Source organism: Rhizobium hidalgonense (assembly GCF_005862185.2).
Taxonomy (GTDB): domain Bacteria; phylum Pseudomonadota; class Alphaproteobacteria; order Rhizobiales; family Rhizobiaceae; genus Rhizobium; species Rhizobium hidalgonense.
The window spans coordinates 1,466,872-1,485,097 of sequence record NZ_CP054027.1 but is presented as its reverse complement, the minus strand read 5'-3'; the positions used below and the strand labels follow the sequence as shown (position 1 = coordinate 1,485,097).

The following is an 18,226-nucleotide window of genomic DNA, read 5'->3' as shown; positions in this document are numbered from 1 at the left end:
AAACCAACGGAGAGCAGCCATGTCCGAAAATGAAGAGAATGAGCCTGGCCGCCGAGCGCGCCTGCCGGACGGCGTCCTTGTCCGCGCCGTCCGCCTTTCCGATGCGGAAGAGATCACCGATCTAATAAATCTGCCGGGCTATCGCGCCGGCACCCTGCGGCCGCCGTACCAGAGGGTCGAAGAGGTCCGCAAATACATGGAAAATCCGTCGCCGGATGCGCTGAACCTGGTCGTTACCCTCAATGGTAAGATCGTTGGCAATGGCGGTCTCAACCGCCTCTCCGGCCGCAGGCAGCACGTCGCCAGCATCGGCATGGGCGTGCATGACGATTTTACCGGCCGTGGTTTCGGACGGATCCTGCTCGGCGCTTTCACCGACGCCGCCGACGACTGGCTGGATATCAAACGGCTGGAACTGACGGTCTACACTGACAACCTTGTCGCCATCGGCCTCTACGAGAAGTGCGGCTTCGAGCGGGAAGGCCTGCTGAGGGCCTTCGGTTTTCGATCGGGACAGTATGTCGACGCCTATACGATGGCCCGGCTCAGGCTATGAGCTACGCGAGGCTGGCGGCACCGCCGTCGGCCTCTCACCCGCTGATCAGTGCCAGCCACTCGTCCTCGTCCATCGTCTGCACGCCGAGTTCGCGCGCCTTGTCGAGCTTGGAGCCGGCGCCGGGGCCGGCGACGACGATGTCGGTCTTCTTCGACACCGATCCCGCGACCTTGGCGCCGAGGCTTTCTGCCCTCGCCTTCGCCTCATCGCGGGTGAATTTTTCCAGCGAGCCGGTAAAGACCACGGTCTTGCCGGCGACCGGGCTGCCTGTCGTCACCGGCTGTTCGGCCTGCTGAGGCGTCACTTCCTCAAGCAGCCGGGTGATCACCTCGATATTGCGCGGTTCCTTGTAGAACTCGACCATGGCACGCGCCACCACTTCGCCGATGCCCTCGATGGCATTGAGATCGTTCCAGGCGTCGCCGGAAAGCGGCGCTGCCTCCGTCATTGCCGTGGCAAAGGCTTCGTAAGTGCTGTAGGAGCGCGCCAGCAGCTTTGCCGTGGTCTCGCCGACATGACGGATCCCGAGCGCATAGATGAAGCGATGGAGTGCAATGCTGCGCCGTTCGTTGATCGCCGCATACAGCTTGCCGACGCTGACCTTGCCGAAGCCGTCGATATTCTCCAGCTTGGTCAGCGATTGCTGCTGGCGCTTCTCCAGCGTGAAGATTTCGGGCGCGGTGCGGATCTGCAGCGACGCGTCCTCATGTTCGAAGAAGAAGTCGATCTGCTTCGAACCCAGCCCCTCGATATCGAAGGCATTGCGCGAAACGAAGTGTTTCAGATGCTCGGTCGCCTGCGCCCGGCAGATGAAACCGCCGGTGCAGCGGCGCACCGAATCCATCTTGCCGGTCTTCTCGTTGACCTCGCGCACCGCATGCGAACCGCAGACCGGGCAGGTTTTCGGAAACTCATATGAGCTGGCCGCAGCCGCGCGTTTTTCCATCAGCACGTCGAGGATCTGCGGAATGACGTCGCCGGCGCGCTGGACGATGACGGTATCGCCTTCGCGGATATCGTGGTCCTCCGGCCGAATGCGCTCGCCACTATTGCCGATACCCTTGATGTAATCCTCGTTGTGCAGTGTCGCATTGGTGACGACCACGCCGCCAACGGTAATCGGCTTCAGCCGCGCCACCGGCGTCAGCGCCCCGGTGCGGCCGACCTGGATCTCGATCTTCTCGACCTCGGTGAAGGCCTGTTCGGCCGGAAATTTGTGCGCGGTCGCCCAGCGCGGCGAACGCGAGCGGAAGCCGAGACGGGCCTGCAGCTCGAGACTGTCGACCTTATAGACGACGCCATCGATGTCGTAATCGAGATCCGGACGCTCGAGGCCGATCTCGTCATAATGCGCCAGGATGTCGGCGACCGAATTCAGCCGCTTCATCAGCGGGTTTACAGGAAAACCCCAATCCTTGAAGGTCTGCACCATGGCGAACTGCGTATCGGCCGGCATTTCCGACATTTCGCCCCAGGCATAGGCGAAGAATTTCAGCTTGCGGCTCGCCGTCACCTTGGCATCGAGCTGGCGCAGCGATCCGGCGGCCGTATTGCGCGGATTGACATAGGTCTGCTTGCCCTCCGCTTCCATCTGCCGGTTCAGCGCCAGGAAGTCGCTCTTGGCCATATAGACTTCGCCGCGGATCTCCACGACCGCGGGGACACCCTTCGGCAGTTTATTCGGGATTTCGGCAATGGTGCGAATATTGGCGGTGACGTTTTCCCCGTCGTGCCGTCGCCGCGCGTCGCAGCTGTCACCAGCCTGCCGTTCTCATAACGGATCGACATCGACAGACCGTCGATCTTCGGTTCGGCGGTAAAAGCGATCGACTGGTCCGGCAGGCGGCCGAGGAAACGATAGACGCCGGCGACGAAATCCTGCACGTCCTCCTGCGAAAACGTGTTGTCGAGCGACAGCATCGGCCGTGCATGGACGACGGGCGAGAAGGTGACGGAGGGTGCTGCCCCCACATGCCGCGACGGGCTGTCCTCGCGGATCAACTCGGGAAACCGCGCCTCCAGCGCATCGTTGCGGCGCTTCAGCGCATCGTAATCGGCATCGGAAATCTCCGGCTGGTCCTTGCCATGGTAGAGCGCGTCGTGATGCGCGATCTCCTTTGCCAGCCGCTCGAGTTCGGCGGCAGCCTCTTCGATCGTCAACGTGTCGACGGCGGAACCTTCGGTGGACATGGAATATCACTCCAGGGAATCTGGCCAGAAAATCTCGATTGTTTTTAGAGCAAAATTTCTGGATGAAAAGAGAGGCGGAGTATGTCGCGCCGGGAAGATTGCCTTGCAGCATTGACAGGCCCCTAACCCCTCCGCCCTCATTCCTGTGCCCGTCACAGGAATCCAGCCACGGCGCGTCTGCGCCGTGAATGACTATTTTAATAAGAAGGGTCTCTTGCGCCCAAGGACTTGGGCGCGCTGGATCCCTGATGAGGGAGTGTGGAGCAGCGCACGCCAAACTTACAGCCGCCGACTGCACTAATGGGTCAGAGCATGTGCAGGCGCTTGCCCCGCCCTATTCCCAATCCCTCGCATTGCGCAGCCGAATGCCGCTGACATGCAGGGTGGTGTCCCAGAGGCTCTTCAGCGGCCGCAAGCTGTCGACCACCCGAAGTTCCACCCTGCGCGGCGCAAATACCCGATCGAGCCGTGTAATAACGCTCTTCCCCATGGGAATCACGCGTCTGCGGGAAACCCACATGCCCGTATCATTGAGGTCTTCGAAATCCTCAGCCGGAAGCTCATAACGATGGATCGCCTGCGCCTCGAGCCGTTCCAGCCAATGACGCTCGATGAAGGCCACAGCCCGCCAATCGCCGAGCCAGCGCCGTCGCTCTGGCTCCGACGTCTCTGCTGTCGCCCAGAGCAGGATGCGGGGACAGTCGCGGGGAAAGAGATACATGAAGTCGTAATCGCCATCGATCGCCCAGACGAGCGGACCATTCAGCCATTCCCGGCCGACCGGGCGGACGGAGGCGATACGGACCGGGCGCGGTTCGAACACGGCGATATCGGGATCATCGCTGAAGTGGAAAAGACGCATGGGCTACGGATCGCCGCTGATCGGAATACTGCGGATAGCGTGAAGCGGAATATTTGTCACCGTTGCCGGTGCGGCCGATTTTGGCGATCAACCGTTGCCGGCCAGAAGCCGCTTGGCGGCCGCCCTCGCCTCTTCGGTTACCGAAGCGCCGGCCAGCATGCGGGCGATTTCCTCGGTGCGGTCCTTCTGCGCCATCGTCGCCACGCGCGTGGCGATCTTTTCCGATCCCTCGGCGGCCGGCCCCTTGGAGATCAGAAGATGCGTCGCCGCCCTTGCCGCGACCTGCGGCGCATGCGTCACCGACAATACCTGCACCCGATCGGATAGCCGCTTCAGCCGCTGGCCGATCGCATCGGCCACGGCGCCCCCGACGCCGGTGTCGATTTCGTCGAAGACGAGCGTCGGGGCCGATCCGCGATCGGCGAGCGCCACCTTCAGCGCCAGCAGGAAACGCGAGAGTTCGCCGCCGGAGGCGACCTTCATGATCGAGCCCGGCCGCGTGCCGGGATTGGTCTGGACATGGAATTCGACGATGTCGATGCCTTCGGCGAGCGCCTCCTGCCCGTTCGTGGTGATCTCGACCATGAAACGGGCGCGTTCGAGCTTCAGCGCCGGCAGCTCCGTCATGACGGCCGCAGCCAGTGCGGTGCCGGCGTGATGGCGCCTGTCGGAGAGTGAGCGCGCTGCCGCATCGTAATTCTCGTGCGCCAGGCCGACCTCGGCTTCGAGCCTGGCAAGCCGCTCCTCGCCCGCGTCGAGGTCGGCAAGATCGGCGATCATGCGCACGGCAAGTGCCGGCAGTTCGGTGACCGGCACGGAATATTTGCGCGAGGCGGCCCTGAGCGCGAAAAGCCGCTCCTCCACCCGCTCCAACTCCCTCGGATCGTATTCGGTCTTGCGCAGCGCCGCCTCGACTTCCATTTGGGCGTTAGAGAGCTGGTCCAGCGCGGCATCGAGCAGCGTCACCGTGTCTTCGAGCAGGCCCGGCGCCTCATGGCTCTTGCGCTCCAGCCGGCGCACCAGCGAGGCGATATGAGGCACTGGCGAGGCATTGCCGTTCAAAAACTCGGACGCCTCGGCAATATCGCCGGCGATTCGCTCGGCTTTCATCATCTTCTGCCGGCGATCGGCGAGTTCGTCCTCCTCGCCATCTTGCGGCGAAAGCTTCTCCAGTTCCGCGACGGAGGAGCGCAGATAGTCGGCTTCGCGCGCCGCACCTTCCACCTTCTCGCGGTGTTTCTTCAGCGCCCGCTCGCTGTCGCGCCACAGGCGATACAGTCGGGAAACCTCCGAAACCTCGTCGGTGAGGCCGGCGAAGGCATCGAGCAGAGTGCGATGGGCATTGGTGTCGACCAGGGCGCGATCGTCGTGCTGGCCGTGGATTTCGACCAGCATCTGACCCGCTTGCCGCATCAGCTGCACGCTGACCGGCTGGTCGTTGACATAGGCCTTGGTGCGCCCGTCGGCCGATTGCTGACGGCGAAAAATCAGGTCGCCTTCGTCGTCGATGCCGTTTTCACGCAGAAGCCTGCGGGCGCCGTGATCCATGCCGACGTCGAACACCGCCGTCACCTGGCCCTTGTCCTCGCCATGGCGCACCAAGTCGCCGTCGCCGCGCCCACCGAGGGCCAGCGACAGGCTGTCGAGCAGAATGGATTTGCCCGCCCCGGTCTCGCCCGTCAGCACGGAGAGGCCGGTCTCGAAGGCAAGATCCAGCCGCTCGATCAGGACGATATCGCGGATCGAAAGCTGGATCAGCATTGGGCTTATGAACCGAGCAGGAGTTTCTTGCCTGCTGCAGCGATCCACGAGCCCTTGTTTTCCCGCGGCTCGGCGCCACCGGTCTGCAGCAGCTTGTAGGAATCGGCGTACCACTGGCTGTCGGGATAATTGTGACCGAGGACGGCAGCCGCCGTCTGCGCCTCGTCGACGATGCCCATTGCGTAATAAGCCTCGACGAGACGCGCCAAGGCCTCTTCGATCTGGTTCGTGTTCGGATATTTCTCGACGACGATGCGGAAGCGCGAGATCGCGGCGAGATATTCCTTCCGCTCCATGTAGTAGCGGCCGATCTGCATTTCCTTGCCGGCGAGCTGGTCGCGCGCAAAGCGGATCTTGGCCTGCGCGTCGTCGACATATTCGGAGTTCGGATAATTGTCGATGACGGCCTGCATTGCCTCGATCGTCTTGGCCGAGGCGCGCTGATCCTGCGTCACGTCGACGATCTGCTTGGAATAGGTGAGACCGATGAGATACTGCACATAAGCGGCATCCTGGGACTTCGGATATTGCGACATGTAGCGGTTGCCGGAGGCAAGCGCATCGTCCAGCTTGCCCTGGCGGTATTTGACGAAGGTGCTCATCACAAGCGCCTTGCGCGCCCATTCGGAGAACGGGTTCTCGCGGTCGATGGCATCGAACTTGCGCGACGCTTCCGCCATGTTGCCGGCCTTCATGTTGGCAAGGCCCTGGGTGTAGAGCACGTCAGGCGGATCGGTTTCGAGGCCGAGCTTGGTGATGTCGATATCGGGATCGGACTGGCAACCGGATATCGCGGCGCCTGCGCTCAGCACCAGAAGCGATGCGAACAAAGCGCGCGCTGTCTTCATCATACCGTCAGATCCTGCATAACCCATTCGAAAGAACCCCACTGCCGCCGCTCGCTCCACGGCAGCCACGCCTCGCTGGCGTTTCTAGCCATAAATGTGCATCAAGAGCAACGCAATGATAAGGCATTAACGCATTTTTGTGGCAGCAGCCGGGGAATGACCGGCTTTTCCTCTTCTTCCCCGACCTGTGGCAGTAAAGCATCTGACCCGGTGGACATAAAAAAACCGCCTCCGGGAAAGAGGCGGCCTGGTCTTGAGAATGTGCTGGAGGTCATGCCGACCAGGGAGCGAATTCCGAAGCGTTGACCGCGATCAGTTCGCGGGCGGCGACGCGCTGGCGCGGTATCGACGTCTCCACCACCTCATAGGCGGAGGGATCGGCGAGCAGCGCCTTCAGTGCATTGGCATTCATCTTATGGCCGCCGCGATAGGAACGGTAGCAACCGATAAACTGAACGCCGGCAAGCGACAGATCGCCGACGGCATCCAGCGTCTTGTGGCGGACGAATTCGTCCTTGGCGTAACGCAGGCCTTCGACGTTGATGACGGTATTGTCGTCCGAAATGACGACGGAATTTTCGAGCGAGGAGCCGAGCGCGTGGCCCGAGGCCCAAAGGCGCTCGACGTCGCGCATGAAGCCGAAGGTGCGAGCGCGGGAAAGTTCGGTCTTGAAGACCGCCGCGGTCATGTCGCCGGCCCACTTCTGCCGGCCGATCAGCGGGCAGTCGAAATCGATCTCGACTTCGAAGCGCGTGCCGTCATAGGGGCGGAATTCGCTCCAGGAACCGCCGTGTTCGATTCGAACCGGCTTGGTGATCCGGATATAGCGGCGCTTGACGCCGAGCGAGACCAGACCGACCTGCTCGATCGCCTCGACGAAGGGCAGCGAGCTGCCGTCCATGATCGGCATTTCCGAGCCCTGCACCTCGATCACAACATTGTCGAGGCCGAGCGCATAGATCGCCGCCATCACATGCTCGATCGTCGCGACCGAATGGGTGGGAGAGAAGCCGAGCACGGTGCAGAGGTCGGTATTGCCGACCTGCGAGGAGACGGCCTTGAGTTCGGTGATGTCGCCATTGGCATGCAGGCGCTGGAAAACGACGCCGGTATCCGATTCGGCCGGATTCAGAGTGATCGAGACATTAGCGCCAGAATGGACTCCGATGCCCGAAAGCGTCACGGGACGCGATACCGTCGTTTGAAAACCCAGCAAGCCAATTGCCATAAATTCTGCCTTTATTCTTCCGCACCGGCAGTCTGCCCAATCGGCGCGGTCATCGTTCATTCTATACAACGAGCCTGTGGAAAGGACTCGTGGGGCAGTTTCCTTGCACCATACTTACGTGTGCCGGCGCTCCAATCCAAATCACTGTTTCTTTCGCTTTGTTACGAAGTCACACGATTGAAATCGCTTGCGAATCACGGGCTGAAAAACAGCAATGCCCGGGACCTGGATCCCGGGCATAAAAGCTGCTGATCAGCCGCTCAATTCGATTGGCGACGCAGGAACGCCGGGATTTCCAGCTGGTCGTCTTCCTGCATCATCCGGGCCTGCGGAACCGCCCGGCCCTGCTCGTCGAGATTGCCGCGGCGCGGTGCGTAGAGGCTCGCTTCAGGCGACAGCGGACGGCGCTGCTGCGAAGCGGCCGGCGGTGCGGCAGTCATGTCGGCGGCAACGGCTTCGTCGTCGCGGCGGCCAAGCGAATTGGTGATTCGCTTCAGCAAGCCCATCGGACCGCGCTCTTCCGCTGCGTGCGCGGAAGCCGGCTGCGTGCGGTGGTCGAGTTCGGCCTGGACGACCGGCGGGAAATCCTCGACCTTCGGCATGCGCATCGGTTCGGGCGCCTGGCGGATGATCGGCTCCTGCCGGACCGGCTGCTGCTGGACGGGCTGGCTCATGACCGGCTGGCTCATGACGGGCGCCGGAGCCTGCTGCTGCACCTGAGGACGCAGCACCGGAGCTTCCGGTGCAGGCGCGAAGATCTTGCTCTGCGGACGGAAGGTTTCCTGCTGGACCACAGGCTGCTGTACCGGTGTGGCGGCACGCGGGGCCGGGAATTCGAGCTCGCGTTCCATCTCGGTTTCGCGGATGGTCTGCGCGATCGGATCCATGACCTTCGGTGCCTGCATCACGGGGGCAGGCTGGACTGCGGCCGCTGCCGGAGCAACAGCCGCGGAGGGACGGATAGCAGGCCTCGCGGCCGGCTGAAGGTTGCGCTCGGCTGCCTCGCTGATCGCCCGGTCGATACCGGTTGCGACGACGGATACGCGGATAATGCCTTCAAGCGATTCGTCGAAGGTGGCGCCAAGGATGATGTTGGCGTCGGGATCGACTTCCTCGCGGATGCGGGTCGCGGCTTCGTCGACTTCGAAGAGGGTGAGGTCGCGACCGCCGGTGATGGAGATCAGCAGACCCTGGGCGCCCTTCATCGAGGTTTCGTCGAGCAGCGGGTTGGCGATTGCGGCCTCGGCGGCCTGCAGCGCGCGGCCGGAGCCGGAGGCTTCGCCGGTGCCCATCATAGCGCGACCCATTTCGCGCATGACCGAGCGGACGTCGGCGAAGTCGAGGTTGATCAGACCTTCCTTCACCATCAGGTCGGTGATGCAGGCAACGCCCGAATAGAGAACCTGGTCGGCCATCGCGAAGGCATCGGCGAAGGTCGTCTTGTCGTTGGCAATGCGGAAGAGGTTCTGGTTCGGAATGACGATCAGCGTATCGACAGACTTCTGCAGTTCCTGGATGCCCATCTCGGCCAGGCGCATGCGGCGCCCGCCTTCGAAATGGAACGGCTTGGTGACAACGCCGACCGTCAGGATGCCCTTGTTGCGGGCGGCCTGTGCGACGACGGGCGCAGCGCCGGTGCCGGTGCCGCCGCCCATGCCGGCGGTGACGAAGCACATATGCGTGCCGTTCAGGTGATCGATGATCTCGTCGATGCACTCTTCGGCGGCCGCCCGGCCGACTTCCGGCTGCGACCCGGCGCCGAGACCTTCGGTGACGTTGGCGCCGAGCTGGATGACCCGTTCGGCCTTCGTCATGGTCAGCGCCTGGGCATCCGTGTTGGCGACGACGAAGTCGACGCCCTGGAGACCGGCGGTGATCATGTTGTTGACGGCGTTGCCGCCACCGCCGCCAACGCCGAATACGGTGATGCGCGGCTTCAGCTCTGTGATGTCAGGCTTTTGCAGCTTGATGGTCATGGTACCTGTTCCTTCTCTCTCTGGCCGCATCGCCACGCCGGCCAATCACTCAATTTCAGAAGCTTTCCTTCAGCCACTGGCCCATCCGGGCTATGCGGCTGTTATTTCCCCCAAGCGACATGAGCAGACCGCTCTGTGACGCATGTGTCTCCATGTCCGCGACCTGCGGATAGATCATCAGTCCGACGGCCGTCGAAAAGGCCGGGCCCTTGGCCGCCGTCGGCAGTCCCGAGACGCCCATCGGACGGCCGATGCGGACGTTGCGGGCAAGGATGCGGCGCGCCACATCGGCAAGGCCGGTCAGTTGGCTCGCGCCGCCGGTCAAGACGACGCGCTTGCCGACGATCGGGCTGAAGCCGGAGCGCTGGATGCGGTCGCGGATCAGTTCCATCGTCTCTTCGATCCGGGCCGAAACGATGCGCGAAACCAGCGCCCTCGGCACCTGCGACGGCTGGTCGCGATCATCCTCGCCGATCGGCGGGATCGAGATCAGCTCGCGCTCGTCGGAAGAATTCGAAAGCGCCGTGGCATGCACGACCTTCAGCCGCTCCGCGTCCTCGATGCGGGTCGAAAGGCCGCGCGCCAGATCGGTTGTGACGTGATGGCCGCCAAGGCCGACGGCATCGGTATGAACGAGCTTGCCTTCGGCAAAGACCGAGATCGTCGTCGTGCCGCCGCCCATGTCGATCGCCGCGCAGCCGAGCTCGACCTCGTCGTCGACGAGAGCCGCAAGGCCCGATGCATAGGGCGTCGCGACGATGCCCTCGACCGACAGATGCGCGCGGTTGACGCTGAGCTCGAGGTTTTTCAACGCCGAGCGCTCCGCCGTCACGACATGCATATCGACGCCGAGCGCATCGCCATACATCGCCAGCGGATCGCGGATGCCGCGCTCGCCGTCGAGCGAAAAGCCGGTCGCCAGCGAATGCAGCACCGAACGGTCCTGGCGCAGCGACTGCTGGCAGGCGGCCGACAGCACCTTCTTCAGATCATTGAGTTCGACTTCCTGGCCGCCGAGATCGATCGTCGCGGTGTAGATGTCGCTGCCGAGTCGACCGGCCGTCAGATTGACGATCAGGCTCTCGACTGTCAGCCCCGCCATGCGTTCTGCCGCGTCGACGGCCAGGCGAATGACGCCTTCCAGCGCATCGAGATCGGCAATTACGCCGGTCTTGATGCCGCGGGAACGCTGGTGCCCGATGCCGATGATCTCGATATTGTGCGTGCGGCCCGGCAGGATCTGGCTTTCCTCGCGCGGCGTCAGCCGGCCAATCATGCAGACGACCTTGGTCGAGCCGATGTCGAGCACCGAAACGACATGCGACCGCTTCGACGAAAGCGGCTTCAGGCGCGGCAATCCGAAATGGGATGAACCGAACAAGCTCATATATTTTGCCCCGCCTTCTTCAATTCCTTGGTACGCTCCGTCACCGCCGTCTGCCGGCGGACCGCAGCCTCCGGCGTCAGCTGAATTGCGGTCCTGTCGGACAGCCTGAGGTCGACCGCAGCAATGTCCCGCTCCAGGAGCTGGTGCTCCTTGTCGAATTTCGAAAGCGTTGCCAGCGCCTGGTCGATACCGTCTTCCGGCAGCTTGACGACGACGCCATTATCCATGTGCAGGTCCCAGCGACGGCCTGATATCCAGACATAGGCCTTCACGCGGGCCTTCACGTCGGGCCACTTGGCGAAGGCGTCGTCGAGCGACGCCGCTGCCGTTTCCGCATCGCGACCAACGACGAGCGGCAGCGCCGAAAACTTGTTGTCGCGTAGCGGTGCAATGACGCTGCCATTCTTCTCGATCAGCGACAGCTCCTGCCCGTGCTGCCAGATCGCGTAGGCTTGGCGCTCCTTGAGCTTTACCTCGATCGTCTTCGGATAGATCTTGCGGACCTCGACACTTTCCACCCAGGGCAGATGCGCGATCTTCCGGCGGGCGGCATCAACGTCGAGGGCAACCAGCGAGGTGGTGCCGTCGAGGCCGATCAGCTGCAGGATTTCGATTTCGGAGGTCTCCGAATTGCCGGAGACCTTCACGTCCTCGATTGCAAAACCCGCCGCCGTCGTCGTCGCCTGCGCGACGGCTTCGGTGTGGCCGCCAAGCGACATGCCGTAAAGCCCGGTCGCAGCCAGGAAAGCCAACGCCGAAACCGTGCCCGTATGGGCCGGGATGTAGATGCGGCCGCTGCCGAGGCTGATCAGGAAACGGGTGACGCGGCGCAGCGGACGCGGCAGCACGAACCGCTCTTCGGCTTCCATGACCGGGAGCACGGCATGATGGCTGGGGCGCCCTATCCTCTTGACTGTCAACGCAAACAAGACGCGTCCTCCACCATCCACCGGAGAAACTCACCAAAGGAATAACCGGCATGACCGGCCATTTCGGGCACAAGCGAGGTTGGAGTCATGCCTGGTTGGGTATTGACCTCCAGCCAGATGATTTCGCCGTCTTCGGAGAAACGATCGTCGTAACGAAAGTCGGACCGACTGACGCCGCGACAACCGATTGCCTGATGCGCCCTTAGGGCCAATGTTTGTATTTTTTGGTAAATATTCGGTGAAATTTTCGCCGGGATGACGTGTTTTGAACCGCCCGCCGCGTACTTGGAATCGTAATCATAAAAATTGTGGCCCTGCGGCACCACCTCGGTGACACCGAGCGCCGTCTCACCCATGACGCCACAGGTCAGTTCGCGGCCGTAGACGTAGCGCTCGACGAGCACCGCTTCGCCATAGTGCCACTCGGGCGAACTGACGACCTGCGGCGGATGCGCCTGATCTTCCGTGACGATGACGACGCCGAAGCTCGAACCCTCACGCACCGGCTTCACCACATAAGGCGGCTTCATTGGGTGCGTCGAGGGAAAGGCGAAACGATTGATGACTTGTGATTCGGCGACCGGAATGCCGGCGGCGGCAGCGACAAGCTTCGCCTTGTCCTTGTCCATTGCCAGCGCCGAGGCAAGCACACCCGAATGCGTATAGGGGATTTCGAGATATTCGAGGATGCCCTGGATGGTGCCGTCTTCGCCGAAAGGCCCATGCAGCGCGTTGAAGACGACATCGGGCTTCAGCGCAGCAAGCTTCTCGGAAACGTCACGCGCGACATCGATGCATGTCACGTCGAAGCCTTCCGCTTCGAGGGCCCCTGCGCAAGCCTTTCCCGAGGAAAGGCTGACAGGCCGTTCCGAGGAAAATCCGCCCATCAGGACCGCGACATGCTTGCGACTCATCAACACCCCCAAAAATAACTTTCATTCTCGAAATAGACGCTTGCGCGAAGCTGTCGGCGCCGCGTCAGGCCTTTGCCCGACCCGAATGCATTAGAGCATCATTATGGTTAATGAAGTGTTTACTTTCGTTAACTTCCTCTTCCCATGCGCGGCATTTGTCCGTGCCGACAAAAAAGCCCGCGCAAAAAAATCGCGCGGGCTCAACGGGATAGCTCCGGATCCTGCAGTCAGTCGGCGTCGTCGAGGAATTTCCAGACGAGACCGCCGAGCGCGCCGCCCGCAAGCGGTGCAATCCAGAACAGCCAGAGCTGCTGCAACGCCCAGCCGCCGACGAAAAGCGCCTGGCCGGTGGAACGTGCCGGATTGACCGAGGTATTGGTCACGGGGATGGAAACGAGATGAATCAGCGTCAGCCCGAGGCCGATCGCCAGCGGCGCGAAGCCCGCAGGCACCCGGCTGCCCGTCGATCCCAGGATGATGATCAGGAAGAACATTGTCAGCAGCACTTCGATCAGCAGTGCCGAAAGCAGCGAATAACCGCCCGGGGAATGATCGCCATAGCCGTTGGCGGCAAAGCCGCCGAGTTCGAAACCCGCCTTGCCGGTGGCAACGAGATAGAGCAGCGCTGCCGCGGCGACGGCGCCGACAAGCTGGACGGCGATATAGGGAAGGAGGCGCACGGCGGGAAACCGTCCGGCAACGGTCAGACCAAGGGAGACGGCGGGGTTGAAATGGCCGCCCGAAATGCCGCCCACGGCATAGGCCATGGTGAGCACGGTCAGGCCGAAAGCAAAGGCCACCCCGACAAAACCGATACCTAGCTCGGGATAGGCCGCGGCCAGGACGGCACTGCCGCATCCGCCGAAGACAAGCCAGAACGTGCCGAGAAACTCGGCAACCAGACTCTTTTGCATGCGCGCCTCCTCAACCTCAACCTCAACCAGAGAGGTCACAGTGAATCCGCCACAATTCGAGTCCGGTCAAGCCGGCGGGAAATACTTCGGCAAGCTTCACGCAAGGATCGTGAAACGGCGCTTGCGAGGAAGCCTGACGGCCAGCGCGGCTTTTTTATTGATGCGGCCGACACTTCCGGGTAACCGGAGCATTCAGGTAAAGCGGGGAACAGATCATGCGATGCCTCATTACCGGCGCGGCCGGCTTTGTCGGCGGGCCTCTCGTCGACAGACTGCATCGAGAGCGGCTGTGGGAGCTTCGGGTGACGACGCGATCCGCAACCGCCAGGTTTCCGGCAGATATGCGGAATTTCCCCATCGACATAACAAGCGAAACGGACTGGACGGCAGCTCTCGACGGTGTTGATGTCGTCGTCCATCTCGCCGCCCGCGTGCACATCATGAATGACCGCGCAGCCGATCCCCTGACGGAATTCCGCCGGATCAACACCGCCGCCACGCTGAACCTCGCCGAACAGGCCGCACGCGCCGGGGTAAAGCGGTTCGTCTTCATCAGCAGCATCAAGGTCAATGGTGAAGAGAACGACAGGCCCTTCCGCCACGACGACACGCCGATGCCGCTTGATCCCTATGGCGTTTCGAAGATGGAAAGTGAAATCGGGCTGCATGAAATCGCCAAGCGTACAGGCATCGAAGTCGTCATCATTCGGCCGCCGCTCGTCTATGGGCCCGGCGCCAGGGGCAACTTCGCCCTGCTCGTCGGACTTGTCCGCAAAAGAATACCGCTCCCCTTCGCGTCACTGAAGAACCGCCGAACGCTGGTTGCGCTTCCAAATCTCGTCGATCTGATCGTCGCGGCGATGACGCACCGGGGCGCTGCCGGCCAGACCTTTCTCGCCGGCGACGGAGAAGATCTTTCAACGCCCGGGCTCATCGAAGGGATTGCCGCAGGCTTGGGTGTCAAACCGATGCTGCTCCCCTTCCCGCCCGCACTGCTGCAGCTGGGCGCGAGAGCAACGGGAAAAGACGCCGTCTACCAGCGCCTTTGCGGCTCCCTGCAAGTCGACATATCCCACGCCCGCAACGTGCTCGACTGGTCGCCCGTCGTCACCCCGCGCGAAGGTCTGAAGCTTGCCGTGACGTAATACTTATTCGCTGGTGACGCCGTGGAACGGGCGCACTTCGCGGCCGGGCATGAAGACGCCGAGGCGCTTGATTTCCCATTCGAGCTTGATGCCCTCTTTCTCGAAGACCTCGCGGCGCACCTGTTCGCCGAGATATTCGAGATCGTAGCCGGTCGCCTGCCCCATATTGATCATGAAGTTGCAATGAAGCGACGACATCTGCGCACCGCCGATAACGAGACCGCGGCAGTCCGCCTCGTCGATCAGCTTCCAGGCCGAATGGCCCGCCGGGTTCTTGAAGGTCGAGCCGCCGGTCTTTTCGCGAATCGGCTGTACCGTCTCGCGGTGATTGCGAACGGCGTCCATCTCGGCGCGGATCTGGGCGCGATCCTCAGGATAGCCCTCGAACAGCACCGAGGTGAAGATCAGGTCGGCAGGCGCTGTGGAATGCCGATAGGAGTAGCCCATCTCGGCATTGGAAAGCACGTGCTTGTTGCCCTTGCGGTCGACCGCGTTGACCTCGATCAGCCGCTCGCGCGTCTCGACGCCGTTGGCCCCGGCATTCATGCGCGCCGCGCCTCCGATGCTGCCCGGAATACCGTAGAAGAAATGAAAGCCTCCGATGCCGTTGTCCATCGCCATCGCCGCCACATGTTTATCCGGGCAGATGGTGCCGGCCAATATGCGGTTTTCGCCGGCAAGCTCCACGAAGCCGAAGCCCTTGGCCGACAGGCGCAGCACGACGCCAGGAATGCCGCCGTCGCGCACCAGGATGTTGGAGCCGACGCCGACCACCGTCAGCGGCACCTCTTCCGGCAATATCTTCAGGAAGGCGACGAGATCGTCGATGTCGTGCGGCTGGAACATCAGTTCGGCCAAGCCGCCGGCCCTGAACCAGGTGACGCGGTCCATGGGGGCATCCGGGGTGATACGACCGCGAATACCCTTTACACCGTCTCCAAGAGACGCGAGAAGCTTTTCCCCATTCACCTGTTTCATGCGGACTTTCCCGATAGGCCTTCCAGTTGCTTGGGCAGCGCCGCCGCCCAGGATGTGATGCTCCCAGCCCCCAACAGAACCACGAAATCGCCAGGCTTTGCAACCTCCGCAACCATCTGCGGCAGAAGTTCCGCCGAGGTGAGAAATCGGGCGTCGCGATGGCCGCCGGATTTGATCCGCGAGACCAGCGACACGGAATCGATTCCCTCGATCGGATCTTCGCCCGCCGCATAGACCGGCGCCAGGAAAATGCTGTCGGCGTCGTTGAAGCAGGCGGCGAATTCCTCGAACAGGCTTGCCAAGCGGCTGTAGCGGTGCGGCTGGTGAACCGCGATGATGCGCCCCTTGCAGGCTTCGCGGGCAGCGCGCAGCACTGCCTTGATCTCGACGGGATGGTGGCCGTAGTCGTCGAAGATCTGCACCCCGTTCCATTCGCCGGTCAGCGTGAAACGGCGCTTGACGCCGCCGAAGGAGGCGAGCCCCTTGGCGATATCGGCGCTCGATATGCCGAGCCGGTTGGCGACGGCGATCGCCGCGGTTGCATTGGATATATTATGCCGCCCGGGCATCGGCATGACCAGCCCCTTGAGCTCGATCACCTGGCCGGTGCGGCGGCGGCGAATGGCGACATCGAAGATCGAGCGTGTGCCGTCGATGCGCACATTGGTGAAGCGCACGTCGGCCTGCGGGTTCTCGCCGTAAGTGATGATCTTGCGGTCCTCGATGCGTCCGACCAGCGACTGCACCTCGGGATGGTCGAGGCACATGACGCCGAAGCCGTAAAACGGCACATTCTCGACGAACTGCCGGAAGGCGGCGCGCACGGCGTCGAAATTGCCGTAATGGTCGAGATGCTCCGGGTCGATATTGGTGATGACGGCGACATCGGCCGGAAGCTTCAGGAAGGTGCCGTCCGATTCGTCCGCCTCGACCACCATCCACTCGCCCTCGCCCATACGGGCATTGGTGCCGTAGGCGTTGATGATGCCGCCGTTGATGACGGTCGGGTCGAGACCGCCGGCTTCGAGCAGCGTGGCGACCAGCGAGGTGGTGGTCGTTTTGCCATGCGTGCCGCCGATGGCGATCGCATTGCGGAAACGCATCAGCTCGGCGAGCATTTCGGCACGACGCACCACCGGCAGCAGCTTTTCGCGCGCGGCGATCAGTTCCGGATTGCTCTTCTTGATCGCCGTCGAGACAACGACGACTTCGGCATCACCGAGGTTTTCCGCCCGGTGGCCGACAAACACCTCGATGCCTTTATCGCGCAGGCGCTGGACATTGGCGCTGTCTGATTGGTCCGATCCCTGCACCTTATGGCCGAGATTGTGCAGCACCTCGGCGATACCGCTCATGCCGATGCCGCCGATACCGATGAAATGGACGAGACCGATCGCCTTCGGCAGTTTCATGCGCGTGTCCTCTTGAATTCCGCTATTGTCCGTTTGGCGGCAATAGCCTCAACCATGTCGGCAAGCAAGTTCGCGGCATCGGGTTTGCCGGCGCGTTTCGCCGCCGCCGCCATATGCGCAAGCTTTTCCGGGTCGTTCATCACAGCTGTCAGGATCGCCGCGATCTTCTCCGGCGAAAGCTCCGACTGGGAGATCACTTTCGCCCCGCCGGTGGCCGCCAGTGCGGCGGCATTGGCCGCCTGGTCGTGATCGAGAGCATGCGGGTAGGGCACGAGCACGGCAGGCCGGCCGATGACCGAGATTTCCGAAACGGTCGAAGCGCCGGAACGGCAGATGACGAGGTGCGCCTTTGCCAGCCGCTCGGCCATGTCGGTGAAGAAGGGGGCGATGTCGGCCTCCATCTCCAACTGCGCGACACAGCCGCCGACCATTTCCATATCCTCGGGGCGCACCTGCTGGGTGATGCGCAGCCGCAGGCGAAGCGCGTCTTCGAGCAGGCTGATTGCCGTCGGCATCGCCTTGGAGAAATATTGCGCACCCTGGCTGCCGCCGACGACGACGAGATTGAAGGCTTCGCCGGTATGCGAGGGCGTGTAAGGCACCTCGGCGGCGGCGATGATTGCCGGGCGGACCGGATTGCCTGTTGTCACCGTCTTCTCCGGGAAGGCGCCGCCGCCTTCCGGCAGGAAACCGCCGGCGATACCCTGCACGCGGGTCGCCAAGGCCTTGTTGGCGCGGCCCATTACGGCATTCTGCTCGTGGATCATCGCGGGCACGCCAAGCCGGGTGGCGGCCAGCACCGGCGGCACGGTGGGATATCCGCCGAAACCGACGACGATGACAGGCTTCAGCCGCTGGATCAGCTTCTTTGCCGCCCGCATACCGCTCCACAGCGTCCACAGTGAACGGGCGACGGCAGCCGGGTTCTTCGAGCCGATCGTTGCCGACGGCACGACATGGATCTCCTCGGCCGGGAACTTGCCGGCATAACGCTCGGCCCGGCTGTCGGTGACGAGATGCACCGAATAGCCGCGGTCCTTCAGCTTAAAGGCCAGCGCCTCCGCCGGGAACACATGGCCGCCGGTTCCCCCGGCGGCAAGCAGCACGATGCCTTTGCTCATAAGCT

General features: G+C 62.7%; 14 protein-coding genes and 1 pseudogene. 2 read left to right on the top strand and 13 right to left on the bottom strand.

Going from position 1 to position 18,226, the window contains the following annotated elements; translation table 11 throughout:
- Positions 1-19 precede the first annotated feature (19 nt).
- On the top strand, positions 20-556 hold the full coding sequence (locus FFM81_RS06985; RefSeq protein ID WP_025416624.1) for a GNAT family N-acetyltransferase: 537 nt from the start codon (positions 20-22) through the stop codon (positions 554-556).
- 34 nt (positions 557-590) lie between these two features.
- Here the strand turns inward: FFM81_RS06985 and ligA are convergent.
- The 10 genes and pseudogenes from ligA to aqpZ form a co-directional block, all read right to left on the bottom strand.
- Positions 591-2,746: pseudogene (gene ligA, locus FFM81_RS06980) on the bottom strand (NAD-dependent DNA ligase LigA).
- Positions 2,747-3,080: 334 nt separating this feature from the next.
- Positions 3,081-3,608: a DUF6886 family protein gene (locus FFM81_RS06975; RefSeq protein ID WP_003565026.1), complete on the bottom strand. Its 528-nt coding sequence runs from the start codon at positions 3,606-3,608 to the stop codon at positions 3,081-3,083.
- Positions 3,609-3,695: 87 nt separating this feature from the next.
- Positions 3,696-5,369, bottom strand: coding sequence for a DNA repair protein RecN (gene recN, locus FFM81_RS06970; RefSeq protein WP_097534111.1), 1,674 nt, complete (start codon positions 5,367-5,369; stop codon positions 3,696-3,698).
- A gap of 5 nt (positions 5,370-5,374) precedes the next feature.
- Entirely contained in the window at positions 5,375-6,244 is an 870-nt protein-coding gene (locus tag FFM81_RS06965; protein ID WP_025416627.1) for an outer membrane protein assembly factor BamD, read from the bottom strand.
- A gap of 244 nt (positions 6,245-6,488) precedes the next feature.
- On the bottom strand, positions 6,489-7,445 hold the full coding sequence (lpxC, locus tag FFM81_RS06960) for a UDP-3-O-acyl-N-acetylglucosamine deacetylase (protein ID WP_003565030.1): 957 nt from the start codon (positions 7,443-7,445) through the stop codon (positions 6,489-6,491).
- A 260-nt stretch (positions 7,446-7,705) separates the two neighbouring features.
- Positions 7,706-9,421 carry a cell division protein FtsZ gene (ftsZ, locus tag FFM81_RS06955; protein WP_003565032.1) on the bottom strand — a complete coding sequence of 572 codons (1,716 nt, stop codon included), beginning with the start codon at positions 9,419-9,421 and terminating at the stop codon, positions 7,706-7,708.
- 55 nt (positions 9,422-9,476) lie between these two features.
- On the bottom strand, positions 9,477-10,808 hold the full coding sequence (gene ftsA, locus FFM81_RS06950) for a cell division protein FtsA (protein WP_003565034.1): 1,332 nt from the start codon (positions 10,806-10,808) through the stop codon (positions 9,477-9,479).
- Positions 10,805-11,737, bottom strand: a complete 933-nt coding sequence (locus FFM81_RS06945; protein WP_025416629.1) for a cell division protein FtsQ/DivIB — start codon at positions 11,735-11,737, stop codon at positions 10,805-10,807. The genes ftsA and FFM81_RS06945 overlap by 4 nt, the downstream gene beginning before the upstream one ends.
- Positions 11,725-12,651, bottom strand: a complete 927-nt coding sequence (locus FFM81_RS06940; protein WP_097534109.1) for a D-alanine--D-alanine ligase — start codon at positions 12,649-12,651, stop codon at positions 11,725-11,727. The genes FFM81_RS06945 and FFM81_RS06940 overlap by 13 nt, the downstream gene beginning before the upstream one ends.
- 227 nt (positions 12,652-12,878) lie before the next feature.
- Complete coding sequence (gene aqpZ / locus FFM81_RS06935; RefSeq protein WP_097534108.1) at positions 12,879-13,565, bottom strand: aquaporin Z; 687 nt, start codon at positions 13,563-13,565, stop codon at positions 12,879-12,881.
- A 215-nt stretch (positions 13,566-13,780) separates the two neighbouring features.
- Here aqpZ and FFM81_RS06930 point away from each other — a divergent pair, with 215 nt between their 5' ends.
- The gene (locus FFM81_RS06930) at positions 13,781-14,710 is read left to right on the top strand and encodes a UDP-glucose 4-epimerase family protein (protein WP_097534107.1); all 930 of its coding nucleotides are present in this window, start codon (positions 13,781-13,783) and stop codon (positions 14,708-14,710) included.
- Between the two features lie 3 nt (positions 14,711-14,713).
- On the opposite strand, the gene murB is transcribed toward FFM81_RS06930, so the two are convergent.
- Genes murB through murG form a run of 3 tightly spaced genes read right to left on the bottom strand, consistent with a single transcriptional unit; the run spans position 14,714 to position 18,221 of the window.
- On the bottom strand, positions 14,714-15,688 hold the full coding sequence (gene murB, locus FFM81_RS06925) for a UDP-N-acetylmuramate dehydrogenase (RefSeq protein ID WP_138385715.1): 975 nt from the start codon (positions 15,686-15,688) through the stop codon (positions 14,714-14,716).
- Complete coding sequence (gene murC / locus FFM81_RS06920; protein ID WP_003565047.1) at positions 15,685-17,100, bottom strand: UDP-N-acetylmuramate--L-alanine ligase; 1,416 nt, start codon at positions 17,098-17,100, stop codon at positions 15,685-15,687. The genes murB and murC overlap by 4 nt, the downstream gene beginning before the upstream one ends.
- On the bottom strand, positions 17,097-18,221 hold the full coding sequence (gene murG, locus FFM81_RS06915) for an undecaprenyldiphospho-muramoylpentapeptide beta-N-acetylglucosaminyltransferase (protein ID WP_138385714.1): 1,125 nt from the start codon (positions 18,219-18,221) through the stop codon (positions 17,097-17,099). Before murG ends, murC begins: the two co-directional genes overlap by 4 nt.
- Between the last annotated feature and the right edge of the window lie 5 nt (positions 18,222-18,226).

Bases quoted from the DNA above. Each gene is read 5' to 3' on its own strand.
- FFM81_RS06985 (WP_025416624.1), top strand. From the start codon at position 20: ATGTCCGAAAATGAAGAGAATGAGCCTGGCCGCCGAGCGCGCCTGCCG.
- FFM81_RS06975 (WP_003565026.1), bottom strand. From the start codon at position 3,608: ATGCGTCTTTTCCACTTCAGCGATGATCCCGATATCGCCGTGTTCGAA.
- recN (WP_097534111.1), bottom strand. From the start codon at position 5,369: ATGCTGATCCAGCTTTCGATCCGCGATATCGTCCTGATCGAGCGGCTG.
- FFM81_RS06965 (WP_025416627.1), bottom strand. From the start codon at position 6,244: ATGGGTTATGCAGGATCTGACGGTATGATGAAGACAGCGCGCGCTTTG.
- lpxC (WP_003565030.1), bottom strand. From the start codon at position 7,445: ATGGCAATTGGCTTGCTGGGTTTTCAAACGACGGTATCGCGTCCCGTG.
- ftsZ (WP_003565032.1), bottom strand. From the start codon at position 9,421: ATGACCATCAAGCTGCAAAAGCCTGACATCACAGAGCTGAAGCCGCGC.
- ftsA (WP_003565034.1), bottom strand. From the start codon at position 10,808: ATGAGCTTGTTCGGTTCATCCCATTTCGGATTGCCGCGCCTGAAGCCG.
- FFM81_RS06940 (WP_097534109.1), bottom strand. From the start codon at position 12,651: ATGAGTCGCAAGCATGTCGCGGTCCTGATGGGCGGATTTTCCTCGGAA.
- aqpZ (WP_097534108.1), bottom strand. From the start codon at position 13,565: ATGCAAAAGAGTCTGGTTGCCGAGTTTCTCGGCACGTTCTGGCTTGTC.
- FFM81_RS06930 (WP_097534107.1), top strand. From the start codon at position 13,781: ATGCGATGCCTCATTACCGGCGCGGCCGGCTTTGTCGGCGGGCCTCTC.
- murB (WP_138385715.1), bottom strand. From the start codon at position 15,688: ATGAAACAGGTGAATGGGGAAAAGCTTCTCGCGTCTCTTGGAGACGGT.
- murC (WP_003565047.1), bottom strand. From the start codon at position 17,100: ATGAAACTGCCGAAGGCGATCGGTCTCGTCCATTTCATCGGTATCGGC.
- murG (WP_138385714.1), bottom strand. From the start codon at position 18,221: ATGAGCAAAGGCATCGTGCTGCTTGCCGCCGGGGGAACCGGCGGCCAT.